The 15882-nt window shown below is 33.1% G+C and carries 14 protein-coding genes; 10 read left to right on the top strand and 4 right to left on the bottom strand.

Annotated elements, in window-relative coordinates; all coding sequences use genetic code 11:
- The first annotated feature begins 3 nt into the window (after nucleotides 1-3).
- The 6 genes from ACTU6T_RS12125 to uvrB all read left to right on the top strand — a co-directional run bounded on the left by ACTU6T_RS12125 (nucleotide 4) and on the right by uvrB (nucleotide 9490).
- Nucleotides 4-414, top strand: coding sequence for a lipocalin-like domain-containing protein (locus tag ACTU6T_RS12125; RefSeq protein ID WP_460218461.1), 411 nt, complete (start codon nucleotides 4-6; stop codon nucleotides 412-414).
- Nucleotides 415-517: 103 nt separating this feature from the next.
- Nucleotides 518-3400 (top strand): tail fiber domain-containing protein, encoded by a 2883-nt coding sequence (locus tag ACTU6T_RS12120; RefSeq protein WP_460218460.1) that lies wholly within the window; start codon nucleotides 518-520, stop codon nucleotides 3398-3400.
- 20 nt (nucleotides 3401-3420) lie between these two features.
- Entirely contained in the window at nucleotides 3421-4647 is a 1227-nt protein-coding gene (locus tag ACTU6T_RS12115) for a T9SS type A sorting domain-containing protein (RefSeq protein WP_460218459.1), read from the top strand.
- A gap of 53 nt (nucleotides 4648-4700) precedes the next feature.
- Complete coding sequence (locus ACTU6T_RS12110) at nucleotides 4701-6044, top strand: serine hydrolase (protein WP_460218458.1); 1344 nt, start codon at nucleotides 4701-4703, stop codon at nucleotides 6042-6044.
- A gap of 12 nt (nucleotides 6045-6056) precedes the next feature.
- Nucleotides 6057-7418, top strand: a complete 1362-nt coding sequence (locus ACTU6T_RS12105; RefSeq protein WP_460218457.1) for an amidohydrolase family protein — start codon at nucleotides 6057-6059, stop codon at nucleotides 7416-7418.
- A 65-nt stretch (nucleotides 7419-7483) separates the two neighbouring features.
- On the top strand, nucleotides 7484-9490 hold the full coding sequence (gene uvrB, locus ACTU6T_RS12100; RefSeq protein WP_460218456.1) for an excinuclease ABC subunit UvrB: 2007 nt from the start codon (nucleotides 7484-7486) through the stop codon (nucleotides 9488-9490).
- Here uvrB and ACTU6T_RS12095 read toward each other — a convergent pair.
- Nucleotides 9487-9888 carry a TerB family tellurite resistance protein gene (locus ACTU6T_RS12095; protein ID WP_460220765.1) on the bottom strand — a complete coding sequence of 134 codons (402 nt, stop codon included), beginning with the start codon at nucleotides 9886-9888 and terminating at the stop codon, nucleotides 9487-9489. The genes uvrB and ACTU6T_RS12095 overlap by 4 nt on opposite strands.
- A 270-nt stretch (nucleotides 9889-10158) precedes the next feature.
- On the opposite strand from ACTU6T_RS12095, the gene ACTU6T_RS12090 reads away from it, so the two are divergent.
- From ACTU6T_RS12090 to ACTU6T_RS12080, 3 genes are all read left to right on the top strand, one after another.
- On the top strand, nucleotides 10159-10965 hold the full coding sequence (locus ACTU6T_RS12090) for an alpha/beta hydrolase (RefSeq protein ID WP_460218455.1): 807 nt from the start codon (nucleotides 10159-10161) through the stop codon (nucleotides 10963-10965).
- Nucleotides 10966-10968: 3 nt separating this feature from the next.
- The gene (locus tag ACTU6T_RS12085) at nucleotides 10969-11217 is read left to right on the top strand and encodes a DUF1456 family protein (RefSeq protein WP_460218454.1); all 249 of its coding nucleotides are present in this window, start codon (nucleotides 10969-10971) and stop codon (nucleotides 11215-11217) included.
- Between the two features lie 80 nt (nucleotides 11218-11297).
- Nucleotides 11298-12002, top strand: coding sequence for a phosphoadenylyl-sulfate reductase (locus ACTU6T_RS12080; RefSeq protein WP_460218453.1), 705 nt, complete (start codon nucleotides 11298-11300; stop codon nucleotides 12000-12002).
- A 6-nt stretch (nucleotides 12003-12008) separates the two neighbouring features.
- Here the strand turns inward: ACTU6T_RS12080 and ACTU6T_RS12075 are convergent, their stop codons facing one another.
- From ACTU6T_RS12075 to ACTU6T_RS12065, 3 genes are all read right to left on the bottom strand, one after another.
- Nucleotides 12009-12416 carry a hypothetical protein gene (locus tag ACTU6T_RS12075; RefSeq protein ID WP_460218452.1) on the bottom strand — a complete coding sequence of 136 codons (408 nt, stop codon included), beginning with the start codon at nucleotides 12414-12416 and terminating at the stop codon, nucleotides 12009-12011.
- Nucleotides 12417-12519: 103 nt separating this feature from the next.
- Complete coding sequence (sucC, locus tag ACTU6T_RS12070) at nucleotides 12520-13710, bottom strand: ADP-forming succinate--CoA ligase subunit beta (RefSeq protein WP_460218451.1); 1191 nt, start codon at nucleotides 13708-13710, stop codon at nucleotides 12520-12522.
- 169 nt (nucleotides 13711-13879) lie between these two features.
- Nucleotides 13880-14536 carry a hypothetical protein gene (locus tag ACTU6T_RS12065; protein WP_460218450.1) on the bottom strand — a complete coding sequence of 219 codons (657 nt, stop codon included), beginning with the start codon at nucleotides 14534-14536 and terminating at the stop codon, nucleotides 13880-13882.
- Nucleotides 14537-14643: 107 nt separating this feature from the next.
- On the opposite strand from ACTU6T_RS12065, the gene lysA reads away from it, so the two are divergent.
- Nucleotides 14644-15849 (top strand): diaminopimelate decarboxylase, encoded by a 1206-nt coding sequence (gene lysA, locus ACTU6T_RS12060; protein WP_460218449.1) that lies wholly within the window; start codon nucleotides 14644-14646, stop codon nucleotides 15847-15849.
- Nucleotides 15850-15882 lie beyond the last annotated feature (33 nt).

The following is a 15882-nucleotide window of genomic DNA, read 5'->3' as shown; positions in this document are numbered from 1 at the left end:
ATTATGAAAACAATCAAGCAACTTGGCATCCTTCTTTTACTACTTTTAACTTTCAACTGTAGTAGCGACGACGACTCGTCATCTGGAGACACTCTAACAACAGCCGAACTATTAACATCTGCAAAATGGTATCTTGAATCTAAAACTCCTGGAGACTTTTCAGATTGCGATAAAAACACCTCTTTTAAATTTAATACTAATAATACAGTTAATGTAGATTCTTATACTAATGACTCTGGTCCTTGTGAATCTCAGGGTGTTATTAGTACAACATATTCATTAAGTGGAAACACTTTAACAATTGATTTTGGGGGTGATTCTATAATTGCAACTATAAATAGCATTTCAGAAACAACATTAAATATCACAGATGATATAGGTGATACTATAATATTTGATAAAACTCAAGGCTAAAAAACACACAAGTCAAGATAGATACTCAACCTATTTATCTTCAAAAAAGCCGTTTGTAGGGAGCGGCTTTTTTAAAACTATTAGCACTATAAACCAAAGTGTCATGAAAACATCAATCTTAGCAAACCTTTTTTTTATATTAAGTCTGATAAGTCTTAATGCGCAAGTAGGAATTAATACAACCGACCCACAATCACAATTAGATATACGTTCTTCTAACCAAGCAACACCTAGCAATATGGATGGTATATTAATACCTAAAGTAGATAATTTCCCAGCAACAAATCCAACAGCTACTCAAGACGGCATGCTCATTTTTGTTACTGGTAGCGGCACACCAACTAAAGGGTTTTATTATTGGGATCAAGCTACTACAAGTTGGACAAATTTAGGAGGTATTTCAAACGATGCCGATTGGTTTTCAGAGAGTACTACAACTGCCCCTACAAGTATTAATGATGACATATATACTTTAGGTCATGTAGCTATAGGAAGAAATACCGCCAATTACCCTTTACACATTAATGCAGATGAAACTGTGCAACAGACTATAAGAGTAGATTACACTGGTGCAGATAATGGAGCAAAAATTGGCTTATACTATAATAATCAAAATTCAGGAAGCGGTGCGCATCATGGTATATATTCACGACTTATAGGTTCTGGCACTGGAACCAAAGTTGGTATTTACAATCAAATTTCTGGTACATCATCACAGAGCTACTATAATGTACAAAATTATAGTCAAGGTTCAGGTTTTGGCACTCGTTATGGAACGTTTCAGCAAATCTCAGGCACTGGAAATGGTGATCATTATGGCAACTATAACAATTTAATTGCTAACGGCTCTGGTGACAAATACGGCACCTATAACACGGCGACTAGCGGTTCAGGTGATAAATACGGTTCATATAATATGATTAGTCAAGTTTATGATGGCACGCATTATGGAGTCTATTCTAATGCAACTAAATCGGGCAGTTTTGCTGGCTATTTTTTAGGAAATGTATCTATAGGTACAACAAATACTAATAACTATATTTTACCCGCGTCTAGGGGTACAGATGGCCAAGTGATGCAAACCGATGGAGCAGGTAATATAACTTGGCAAGATATTGCAACCTCTGGTGCAGAACGTATAAATGATCTCATAGATGGCAAAAGCGACAATGATGGTACAGATGATGGCTCTTCTATTTTTTTAGGTATTGGTGCTGGTGTTAATGATAATGAAGCGAATAATAGAAATGTTGGTATCGGATTTGAGGTATTGCATAATAATGTTAATGGATATGGTAACAATGCAATCGGTTACCAATCTCTATTTTCTAATATAAGTGGTTATGACAATATAAGCATTGGAGAATCATCGCTTTTAGCAAATACTGATGGGTTTCAAAATAACGCTATCGGTGTTAATTCTTTAATAACTAATATAAGTGGAAGCAGAAATGTTGCCAATGGCTATGGAGCTATGAATTTTAATACTAATGGATCTAATAATACAGCAATAGGAACTTTTGCTATGTATAATAATATATTAGGATCAAATAATGTTGCCGTTGGTTTTCAATCATTAGGGAACAATACTGATGGCACAAATAATGTTGCCATAGGAGACAATGCATTATTTAGTAATGTAACAGGAAATTCCAATGTGGTCATAGGTATTGGTGCTGGCTATAATGAAACAGGAAGTAATAAACTTTATATAGAAAACAGCAGTTCAACTGCACCGTTAATTTATGGCGAATTCGATAATGATTTGTTACGTGTTAATGGCACCCTCGATATTAATAATGCTTATAGGTTTCCAGTTTCTGATGGAACTACTAACCAAGTTTTACAAACTGATGGTGTTGGAAATATAACTTGGGAGACACCTTCTGGATTAGGCGAGTTTAAAAGAATAGGCACAATAATACAAAATACTACAAACACAACAATTGATAGCTTTGTTTTTGGAAGCTCTCAATTAAACAATATTACTTCAACAACAGATGATGATACAAGACTATTTTTTAATAAACTAAAAGGCGCTTTTAGAGCTGGTCGAGTTGTATTTGGAGGAGTAGATTTTTGGAACGATAATTTTGTAGGTTTAGGATCCTTTGCTGTAGGTACTAACACTATTGCTTCGGGTTATAATTCTTCAGCAATTGGGCATCATACATATGCTAGATCTTATGCCGAAACTACTATTGGTTTTTTTAGTTCAGATTACGTCCCTAATAGTACCGGAATTGTTGATTCAAACGATCGCCTTTTTGTAATAGGCAATGGTACTGCTTCAAATAGAAGTAATGCTATAACAGTGTTAAAAAATGGGAATCTAGGTATGGGAAGTATAGAAAATCCATTAGAGCAAATTCATATAGACGACAAAATACGCTTAACTGATGGATACATTCATGGAACGGCAGGTGAAGAGGTAATCCTAGGAACAGCTACAGATGATACAAGAGTTGGGTTATTTGTTAATGGGACAGAATGGGGTCCTTTTACAAATAATACAGTTTCACTAGGTTCCACAGGCTATAGATGGAGCGAAGTATGGTCCGTAAACCCACTAAATACAACTTCTGATAAACGTTTAAAAAAAGACATAACTCCTTTAAATTATGGTCTAGAAGCAATCTTGAGTTTAAACCCTATTTCATATAAATGGAAACAAGGTAAGCAAGATACCAAATTAGGTTTCGTTGCCCAAGAAGTCGAAATTGTTATCCCAGAAATAGTAAAACTTGAAAAAGGTAATTTAAAACGAAACTCATTATCTATGCGCAAAGATGGTCAAGAAGACTATTATGCAATGAGTTATTCAGAATTAATCCCAATATTAACCAAAGCCATCCAAGAACAACAAATACTTATCAATGACTTAAAAACTACTATAAAACAACAAGATCAAAAAAGTCAAGCACAAGAGAAAACTTTAGAAACGCTTTTAAATCGTATTAACGCCTTAGAAAAAGCTATTAATTAATCAATAAATAACTAGAAATCATGAAAACACTAGTGACATATATCATCATTTTAATTACCATTTCTACATATTCGCAGCAGGTATTTCAATTGGATTCTACATTAACTCAAAATTGGCAGGCATCTACAGATGAGTGGCTAAATAACATAAAAGCCCATTATTATTACGATAATGGAGATATAAATGATACTAGAGTATATCAATTTATGTATGCTGCAAGTAGTTGGGATTCTATATCCAGAGAAACTAAAGTATATCATAATGATAATTTAACGGAAAGTACTTTTGAATCATTTGATGGTTCTCAATGGAACTACAATACCAGAAGAGAATTAACCTACAATGCAAACAGCCAAGTAACACTAGAAGAAGGCTATTTATTTGCTGGTACTTGGCTCAACGATTCGAGTGTAGAAAATATGTATGATACTTCTGGTAATCTTACAGAAGAGCTCTACAAAGCCATTGATTTCATTTCTGGCCAGTTACTTAATGATAGAAGAAATTTGTATACCTATGATAATATGGATGCACTTTTAGAGCAAGACATATCCCAAATTTGGCTAAGTAATATATGGTATAACCAAATAAGACGAGACTATTTTTATTTACCCAATGATTTGGTCGATTATATAGATCGATTTGAATGGCTTGGCAGTTCTTGGTCTGGTATTACAGAGCGCACTTTATTTTTTTACAATACTGATGATTTGGTCATCGAAGCGAGGTCACAAACTGATAATGGCAGTATGCTTGAAAATGACTCTAGAGTTTTAAATACGTATGACACTTCTTTCAACGTAACTCAAATTACTGGACAAGAGTGGAATGGTTCAGATTGGGACAACCTTACTAACCTTATACAAAATTACGATAGTGACAATAATATTGAAGAGCAGATTACTCAAACATGGGATATCCCAAATAATGAATGGCTTAACCAAATTCGTACATTATCCTATTGGTCTCTCGCTGAAAATTTATCAATAACGTTTCATGAATCTCCTCAAATTAACATATATCCAAACCCTTCTACCAATGTAATCACTATAGATTTTAAATCACCAATACAAGAAATAAGCAAGATCAAAATATTTGATAGTGTCGGCAAACAAATCATTTCTAAGCAAATTGACAAACAAGAAAAAACCATTACTCTCCCATTGACGGCTCAAAACACAGGAGTTTATATACTGCATATTAGTAACTCGACTATAGATCACGTTTTTAAAATCATAAAACAGTAATAAAATATGTACGTATTTAAATATTGGCCTTTTACGAAAAATATTCAATTTAAATGAAAACAATTGCATCTACCTTTTTCATATTGTTTAGTACACTATGCTTAGCACAGGTCAATTCTGTTCAAATTGATAGTACTCTAAAAAGAGTTGTAAAAACTAATGGACCAGGCGTCATAATATATGTAAAACAAAAAGGAGAAGTACTTTACGAAAAAGCCTTTGGTAAAGCGAGTATTGAACTTGATGTCAATATGACAACCAAAAACACATTCAATATTGGGAGTGTTAGTAAAGAGTTCACCGCCATAAGCATTCTACAATTAATGGAAAAAGGCAAACTATCACTTGAAGATAATATTAATATATACTTGCCAAACTATTCTAAAAATGGTGATAAAATTAAGATTAGACATCTTTTATCTCATACATCTGGACTTAAAAGTCATACTGATACTATTTGGGCAAATACTACTAGTAGAACATATTTTGAATCTGTAGAGAGCGCACTCAACTATTTTAAAAAAGATATTGTAAAATTCGAGCCTGGGGAAAAGCATGATTACTCTAATATCAACTTTAATTTATTAGCATATATTATCGAAAAAGTCTCTGGTAAGGAATATTCAGAATATGTAGAAGAAAACATCTTTAAGCCATTAGGTATGACGAACTCATACATTCCTAATGAAGGGCAATCGATACCGAATTTATCGACAGGTTACGAATTAAAAGATGATAAAATTGTCTATGCAAGATACCATTCACTTAATCAAACTCGAGGTTCTAGTTCAATTCATACAACAGTCCAAGATCTTGCAAAATGGTATGAAGGTTTAATGAGTTCTAAAGTGGTCTCAAAGGAAACTTTAGTGAAAGCATGGACACCATATCCTTTAAATAATGGCATAGATGAAGTGTATGGCTATGGTTTTTATAGTGATATAAAATTTGGAAAGACAAGTATTTTTCATAACGGTTTTATTTTTGGCTATTCTACTTCAGACATGTATTTCCCAGAAGACGATTTACTCATTTTAGTGGCATCTAATATCAGTAATATCAACATCATCAACACAAATGATTTAGCTTTTAATATAGCAGCAAATATGTTTAAGAGTAATACACCGAAACTGACAGCCGAAACTTTAGACACTTATGTTGGTAATTATAAAATGAAAGCAGGATTTAAAGCTAAAGTGTTTAGAGAAGAATTACAGTTATTTATCATTGTAAGTGATGGAAAACCAGATAAATTATTTCCAGAAACTCAAACATTATTTAGAGTAAAAGATTTTCCCGCTAAAGCAGAATTTTTGCCATCAAAAAATACCGATGGCATTACGAGTATTATACTATCTAGAGGAGCACAACGATTTGAAGGTATAAAAGAAGAATAAATATTTAATATTATGAAAAACAAACTAAATATTATCATAGCCTGTCTGCTCTTACTTGGAATAACATCAATTTATGCTCAAAATTTAGACGCTACAAAAACTGAAATAAAAGCTGCAGAAGAAAAAGAACAAAATGCTTTTAAAAATGGAGACTGCTCTGAAGTCATGAAATCGATGGAAGACAATGTTACTTTTTTAGCAAATGGACGTAGAGCTACTTCTAAAAGCATTATTGAAAAATTCTGTAAATCTATACCTAGACCGTTTAAAACACCAACCAAAAGTCAACTTGATGTTTACGTGCTAACACCAAAATCAGGATATACCATAAAAACCCTTGAATTCCCATTAGATGAGACAACAAAAGTGAAGGAATTTGTCACTAAAATCTGGAAAAAAACAGAAGGACAATGGAAAATAAGTCATTTACATTCCACAGTAAAAAAAACAGCTATAAACAAAATAGCTTCTTCAAAAGAAATTGACAGTTTCCTAAAAAAACAACCTATTATAGATGTTCATATACACATCACAAAAGGTTATCAAGATAATGATGACTACAATACACTAGATGCTGATATTGATATGGCCAAGATTAAATGGATGAGCAAACGCTTTGATGATAACAATATTGTTTTAGCTTTAGGTGGCGGACCAATGACATATGCCAAATTATGGCAAGAAAAAGACAAACGACATTGGACTGGACCACGATTCCCATGCAATCCTTTACGAGAACAAGATGAACCATGTGACAATGAATTACCAGATATCATAAAATTAGAACAGTTATTTAAAAACGGAACGTTTAAATCGCTTGGTGAAACTTCATTTCATAGTATGGGAATTCATCCAACAGACAAGCGTTTTGACCCTTACTGGTCATTAGCAGAAAAGTATCAAATCCCTATTGGTTTTCATGCAGATAGAGGTCCTTTCAAACGAAACATGAAAGAAACACCCAATTGGAATGAAGATTATGCAAATCCGTTGTTATTACTTCCAATATTAGAAAAGTATCCAAATCTAAAAATTTACCTAATGCATTATCCAGGAAGTTATTTTGAAGAGTGCCTTGAAGTGATGAAAAAGCACCCTCAAGTTTATTGTGAAATAACTGCTGTCAGTATGTTTGCGCCAAAACATGTTTGGGAGCCAAGAGTAAAAAAACTATTTGATGAAGGCTTAGGAAACCGACTCATGTTTGGTTCAGATTATGTAGGTACTATTAGAAAAAATATTGAAATCATTTACAACTTAGATTGGCTCAGCGACAAACAAAAAAAAGCTATTTATTATGACAATGCATCACGTTTTTTAGAACTTTCAGAATCTGAAATTAAAACGCACTTTAAGTATGTAAATCAAGACTAAAATTTATTATACAATTAAGAAATGTGGGGCATTAAAATATAAATGCATTATTGTAACTTTGTTAGATGCGTTTTAAAGTACAGTCAGAATTTCAACCCACAGGAGACCAACCTCAAGCCATTAAACAATTAGTAGATGGTATTGAGACCAATGAGAAATACCAAACCTTACTTGGTGTAACTGGATCTGGAAAAACCTTTACTGTTGCTAATGTTATCCAAGAAGTTCAGCGACCAACGCTGGTTTTAGCACATAATAAAACATTGGCTGCTCAATTGTATTCTGAGTTTAAACAGTTCTTTCCTGATAACGCAGTAGAATACTTCGTGTCTTATTATGATTATTATCAGCCCGAAGCTTATATTCCTGTTTCTGGTGTTTATATAGAAAAGGATTTATCCATAAATGAAGAGATCGAAAAGATGCGTTTGAGCACGACTTCTTCTCTACTCTCTGGACGTCGCGATGTGATTGTTGTGGCTTCGGTATCATGCTTATATGGTATTGGTAACCCTGTAGAGTTTCAAAAAAATGTGATTTCATTAGAAGTAGATCAAGAAATATCAAGAACAGAGTTATTACATCGATTGGTTCAGAGTTTATATTCGAGAACAGAAGCCGATTTCAATCATGGGAATTTCAGAATAAAAGGAGATACCGTTGATGTATTTCCAAGTTATGCAGATGATGCCTTTCGCATTCACTTTTTTGGTGATGAAATTGAAGATATAGAACAATTCAACATTCAAACCAATGAAGTTATCGAACATTATGACCGACTCAATATTTATCCGGCAAATATGTTTGTAACGTCTCCTGATATTTTGCAAGGCGCAATTCGAGATATACAGGATGACTTGGTTAAACAGCATGATTACTTTAAAGAGATTGGAAAGCACTTGGAAGCAAAACGTTTAAAAGAACGCACCGAATTTGACTTAGAAATGATTCGTGAATTGGGCTATTGCTCAGGTATTGAAAATTATTCTCGATATCTAGATGGAAGACAACCAGGTACAAGACCATTTTGCTTATTAGATTATTTTCCAGATGATTTTTTAATGGTCGTAGATGAAAGTCACGTAACTATCTCTCAAGTCCATGCCATGTATGGTGGTGACCGAAGTCGAAAAGAAAACTTAGTTGAATATGGTTTTCGTTTACCTGCTGCTATGGATAATAGACCGCTGAAATTTGAAGAATTTGAGATGCTGCAAAATCAAGTGATTTATGTGAGCGCAACTCCTGCAGATTATGAACTTCAGAAAACAGATGGAGTTTATGTTGAGCAAGTTATAAGACCAACTGGACTTCTAGATCCGATTATTGAAGTTCGTCCAAGTTTAAATCAAATTGATGATTTAATTGAAGAAATACAGCAGCGTGTAGAAAAAGACGAACGGACTTTAGTTACAACACTCACCAAACGTATGGCCGAAGAATTAACTAAATATTTAGATCGCATTCAGATTCGATGTCGTTATATTCATAGTGATGTTGATACATTAGAGCGTGTTGAAATTATGCAAGATTTGAGAAAAGGACTATTTGATGTATTAGTTGGTGTCAACTTACTTCGTGAAGGTTTGGATTTACCCGAAGTGTCTTTGGTAGCTATTTTAGATGCAGATAAAGAAGGTTTCCTGCGTTCGGCTAGATCATTAACTCAAACTGTTGGTAGAGCTGCCCGACACTTAAATGGTAAAGCCATTATGTATGCTGATAAAATTACTAAGAGCATGCAAAAAACCATTGATGAAACCGAATATAGACGTGAAAAACAAATTGCTTACAACACCACACATAATATCACACCTACAGCGCTAAATAAAAGTTTAGACAATGCCTTATCAAAAAACTCGGTAAGCACTTATAGTTATGAGTTAGAAGCCGCAAGAGCTGCAGAACCTGAAAGTGAGTATTTAACTAAAAGTCAGTTAGAAAAGAAAATACGTGAAAAACGTAAACTCATGGAACAAGCTGCAAAAGCTTTAGATTTTATTATTGCTGCACAGCTAAGAGATGAGATTAAAAAATATCAAGACAAACTTGAGAAAGTGAAAATGTCTTAATTATACTGCACTTTAAAAATATCAATTAGAAAGTCTGGTGGGACAATTTTATTTGGAAAACTGTCCATTAAATCTAAAACACGGTTAATTGATTCATGACTTAAGCCCATTCGTAATCCAAAATTATGAAGTTTAACCAATTCTTTGTCTGAAACATGGTGGTCTAAATTCATTAATAAAACCAGCCTATGAAATTGCACAATACGTTCGCTTTGTGATTTTAAATTTACATGTGTTACAGGGTGTTCAATTAAATAATCGAAATCTTCTCGTGAAATCTCTAATTGTCGAGCAATACTGGCAAGAAATTTATATTCAATAGATTTTATATTTTCATCTTTCTGAGCAAAGGCTATCATTTCGGATAGCAAACTCAACTTTTCAACACGGTTTATCATATTAGAGGGATTCATGATTTTTAGTTTTATAAATTTAATTAGTTTGCTTAGGTTATAATCCTTGATAATCTGTAAGTCATCGAAAAAAATTGTGCAATTCATCGTACTTTTCCTACTATTACACTAATTTTGATTTTAATGTGTTGATTTTCAATTATTTAAAAACACCTTGCAGTTCATCGATTTTTTAACTTCAAAAAAATATTATCGACGAACGGTATACATCTAAATAATTAAATTTTATGTACTTTCGTTTTAATTGAATTAAATATGAAAACGATAGCGTCTTTTCTCTTTATTGTTCTGTCTATTACAGGAATTATTAATGCTCAAAGTACTGCTTCAAAGCAGGTGTCGACATTTAAAATAGAAGCTCCTCAACTAAATACCTACAAAACTATTTGGGTCTATACTCCAAAATCATATCAACTATCGGATAAAACATATCCAGTTATATACATGTTTGATGCGCAAAACTTATTCGATTCTGAAACATCTTACGTTGGTGAGTGGCAAATTGATGAGTATTTAGATACACTAAGCGATAAGGAAACCATTATTATAGGTATTGAACATGGCAATGAGAAACGCATCGAAGAGTTAACACCTTATCCTCATAAAAAATATGGTGGCGGACAAGGAGACACATTCATGCAATTTATTATTAATACAGTTAAGCCACATATTGATATAACATATAGAACTAAACCTGAAGCTAAGCATACTGGAGTTTTTGGAGCATCTCTAGGTGGTCTCATGGCTTTTTACGCCACAGTAAAGTATCCAAATACATTTAGCAAAGCTGGTGTTTTTTCTCCTTCATTTTGGATTAGTAATAAAATCTATGACTTGGCTCAAACGACCAGCATTCCCAAAACATCAAAATTCTATTTTTTAGTTGGAAGTAAAGAAGGGGATTCTATGATTCCTGATCAAGAAAAAATGGTCAAGTTACTTTTAGCTAAAGGTGTAAATCCAGATCAAATTCAACATAAAATAATAGAAGGCGGCGAACATAATGAAGCCTTTTGGAGTTCTAATTTTCCTGAAGCATTTCAATGGTTAATAAAACAGTAAATAATGGCATTAACAAATAATGATATTTTCAAAAAACTAAGAGTTGCACATAAATTACGTGATGATGATATTGTAAAAATATTAGCATTGGTAGATTTTAGAATTTCAAAAAGTGAACTCAATGCCTTTTTCAGAAGAGAAGATCATCCAAACTATATGGAGTGCGGAGACCAAATTTTGAGAAACTTCCTTAATGGATTAATCATTCATTTACGTGGTCCAATGCCAAAACCACAAAAAAAGAAACCATAAATTATCATAATCATAAAAATGTATGATGCATATTAATCTTATAGAATTGTGTATTACATTGCATAATTCAATGATAGCCTATGTTTGAATCAGCATCCAATAGAAAAGTAATTCCAAATCATTCCGAAGAAGAGATTAGATTACTCAATTCAAAGTACAAACCTCTTTCAGCAACGCAACGTATTAGTGAATTGTATAACGACTTTGACGTTTCTGAAGTAATGCTTACAAGTTCTTTTGCGGCTACATCAGCATTTTTACTCAAGTTATTTTCTGATACAAACAAAGCACAACAAGTCTTTTTTATTGATACCGGTTATCATTTTGACGATACGTTAAAATATAAGGAGGAGTTAACCAAACGTTACAATTTAAATGTCTCATCAATTCGCGCATTAAAAGAAGAACACGAGTTTACAACTAAAGATCAAACTTGGACTAAAAATCCAGACTTCTGCTGTTCAATCAATAAAGTAAAACCATTAGATCTAATAAAAACCAATTACAAAGTTTGGGTATCTGGTTTAATGAAATGGCAAAGTGACCATCGTGCAAGTCTAGATATTTTTGAATTACGTGGTGATATCTTAAAATTCTATCCTTTATTAGATATTTCTAAACAACAACGTGACACCTATATAAAGGAGCATAATTTACCTTTTCATCCCTTAGTATCAGAAGGCTATAATTCTATTGGCTGTAAGCATTGTACTATGCCAGGTGGTGAAGATCGTAGCGGTAGATGGAATAACAGTCCGAAAACTGAATGCGGGCTCCATTTATAAAATGCTCTATTCTATTTTTACATATTTTTCTTGGCAAGCTTCTATACAAAGATATTCAATAATCAATTTAGAATCAACCACTTGATATGAGCCATTATAAGGTTGATTTGGACAACTTAAAATAGTATATGCCAAATCTAATTCAGAATATGTACCATTAGATGCCTGACCTATTTCTGCAAACACTTGGCATAAATTAGCATTAGAGCTAAGTGTGCCATCAGAATTAAACACTATTATTTTATCACTTTCTATTGGAATAAAATTCACATTTCCGTCTCCAGGATCTGCATAATATTCAATAAGTTTCCACGTTCCAACAATATCAGATAATTGCGGATCATTGGTTTTGTCATCATTATTACATGATAGTAAGCATAAACACATGAAACCTAATAAAACTATTTTTTTCATAACAAGTTGTTTTCTTAATAGATGTAAAATTTAAAAAAGGTTGCATTATAAAATAAAAAAAGCTCCTAAAATTTAGGAGCTCTTCTATACTATTTGAAAAATTTTATGCTAAAACAGCTTGAACTTTATCTGCTGCTTCTTGGAATTCTGTTGCACTCATCACATCTAAACCAGAATCATCAATTAGGGTTTTAGCAATATCTGCATTAGTTCCTTGTAAACGAACAATTATTGGTACACTAATGTTACCCATATTTTTATAAGCATCAATTACACCTTGTGCAACACGATCACAACGAACAATTCCACCAAAGATGTTAATTAGAATAGCTTTTACAGCTGGATCTTTTAAGATAATTTTGAAAGCCGCTTCAACACGAGCAGCATCGGCAGTACCTCCAACATCTAAAAAGTTAGCAGGTTCACCTCCAGCTTGCTTAATTAAATCCATGGTAGCCATTGCTAATCCGGCACCATTTACCATACATCCAACATTACCATCAAGATCTACATAGTTTAGCCCCATCTCTCCAGCTTCAACTTCGATTGGATTTTCTTCGCGTAAATCACGCAGTTCAGCTAAATCTTTATGTCTAAACAAAGCGTTATCATCTAAAGACACTTTAGCATCTACCGCCATAATTTTATCATCACTAGTTTTTAAAACAGGATTGATCTCAAATAAGGATGAATCAGATTCTACATAAGCTCTGTATAAAGCTGTTACGAATTTAGTCATATCTTTAAATGCAGCTCCAGATAATCCTAAATTGAAAGCTACCTTTCTTGCTTGAAACGGTAAAATTCCTGTTGCAGGATCAATTTCTTCCGTAAAAATTAAATGTGGAGTTTCTTCAGCAACGGTTTCTATATCCATACCACCTTCGGTAGAATACATAATCATGTTTCTCCCTGTACTACGGTTCAATAATACAGACATATAATATTCTTCAGGTTCAGAATCTCCAGGATAGTAAACATCTTCAGCAATTAATACTTGGTGAACACGCTTCCCTTCTGCTGACGTTTGAGGTGTTACCAAATCCATTCCAATGATTTGACCAGCTATGGTTTTAACCTCTTCTAAATTTTTAGCTAATTTAACGCCGCCTCCTTTTCCACGACCACCTGCGTGAACTTGTGCTTTAATAACATGCCATCCAGTTCCAGTATCTTCAGTTAATTGTTTCGCTGCTGTTACTGCTTCTTCAGCATTTTGAGCAACAATACCACGCTGAATACGTACGCCAAAACTGCTTAATAATTCTTTTCCTTGATATTCGTGTAAATTCATTTGGTTTAGAAATTTATGGTTTGTCCTCGGCAAGTATTCCGAAGTCATTTTACGAGCACAAAAATAAACATACTAAAAGTTTTTACCAATAGTTTTTAGTAATGATTTAACTCTAGATATTTCAATACAAGAACATCATATGCCCAACTGTCATTTTTATTGAAAGACCTTAATCCTTGAGGCGTTTAATTACTGAAAATGCTTTATCAACGAGATGATCTTCAACAACTATGGTAAATTCATTGGTCGTAGATACCACCTCATACAAAGTAATATTCTCCCAAGCCAAACGCTTAAATATTTGGTAATACAATCCTGCTATTTTAGAATTTCCTTCTGGTAAATAAATACTAATGGCCGATAATTTATCTTGAAATCCAATCTGTACTTCCTTCTCAAAAGCCATTAAAACACTGTCTTTTTCAGATGTTGATATGATAATATTACTTTCAAACATACCACGTGTAAACGCATAGAATATTTGGTGTTTGGTACTAATGCGGTCTAAAACTTGCGAATGACTATGTATTAATGATTTCGAATTCTGAAAAGTAAAATCGCTCAAATTAGATCGTACAGTAATATCACCTAAATTTTCGAACAAATTTTGTAATCGCTTAGAATTGTAAAGATTAAATGGTTGATGATAACGACGTAAAGCCATCATAATGGCACCATCCTTTACGGGCTTTCGTAGCATCTCTGAAATGGAAGGATTCAAATCTTTAGCTAGAGCAGAAAAATTAATTATTTGACGAGATAGACCTTCTTCCAAAAAAGGGCGAGCGGCTACTATATCTTGAACGCAAGAAGCAATAGTTTTCATTTTGTTAATTATTTAACATTTTGTGTAAATTTAGCAATATTTTTATTTTTTTATGCTTTAACACAGGATTAGATTTAGTTTTGTCTTTTAAAATAAGAATAGAAATAATGAAACAAAACACCTTATTACAAATCGCTAAGGACTTTGGTAGTCCGGTTTATGTTTACGATGCTGAAAAAATTCAATTTCAGTATAAACGCTTAACTTCTGCATTTAGTAAGGTCAAACAGCTTCGTTTAAATTATGCCGTAAAAGCATTGTCCAATATTTCAGTCTTAAAATTATTCAACCAACTAGGATCTGGATTAGATACAGTGTCCATTCAAGAAGTACAGTTAGGGTTAAAAGCTGGTTTTAAACCCGAACAAATTATATTCACACCTAATGGTGTGTCACTAACAGAAATAGAAAAAGCTGCAAAGTTAGGTGTTCAAATTAATATTGATAACCTTTCGGTACTAGAGCAATTTGGAACCAAGCACCCAAAAACACCTGTTTGTATTCGTATTAACCCTCATGTGATGGCAGGCGGAAATACCAATATTTCTGTTGGTCATATAGATAGTAAATTTGGGATTTCCATTCATCAAATCCCACACTTATTGCGAATTGTTGAAAACACCCAAATGAATATCAACGGTATTCATATGCATACTGGCAGTGATATTTTGGACATTGATGTCTTTTTATATGCGAGTGAAATTCTTTTTGAAACGGCTACTAATTTTAAAAATTTGGATTTTATTGATTTTGGTTCCGGATTTAAAGTTCCATACAAAGCTGGCGATATTGAAACTAATATTGAAGAACTTGGTGAGAAACTCTCAAAACGATTTAATGCATTTTGTAAGTCATACGGCAAACAACTTACACTTGCATTTGAGCCTGGAAAATTCTTGGTAAGTGAAGCTGGTTATTTCTTAGCCAAAGTCAATGTCGTAAAACAAACAACCTCAACAGTATTTGCTCAAATAGATTCAGGGTTTAATCATTTAATTAGACCAATGCTTTATGGATCACAACATGAAATTATCAATATTTCAAATCCGAAAGGTCGTGAACGGTTTTACTCTGTTGTAGGTTACATTTGCGAGACAGACACTTTTGCTAATAATAGACGTATTACTGAAATTAACGAGGATGACATTCTAGTCTTTAAAAATGCTGGAGCTTATTGTTATTCTATGGCTTCAAACTATAATTCACGTTATCGTCCAGCTGAAGTATTATGGCATAAGAAAAAGGCTCATCTCATTAGAAAACGAGAAACATTTGATGATATCTTAAACAATCAAATTGAGATCGCACTATAAATAAAAAACGCCACAAAATTTTGTGGCGTTTTT

Source organism: Psychroserpens citreus (assembly GCF_055686305.1).
This window is presented reverse-complemented; position numbering and strand designations above follow the sequence as displayed.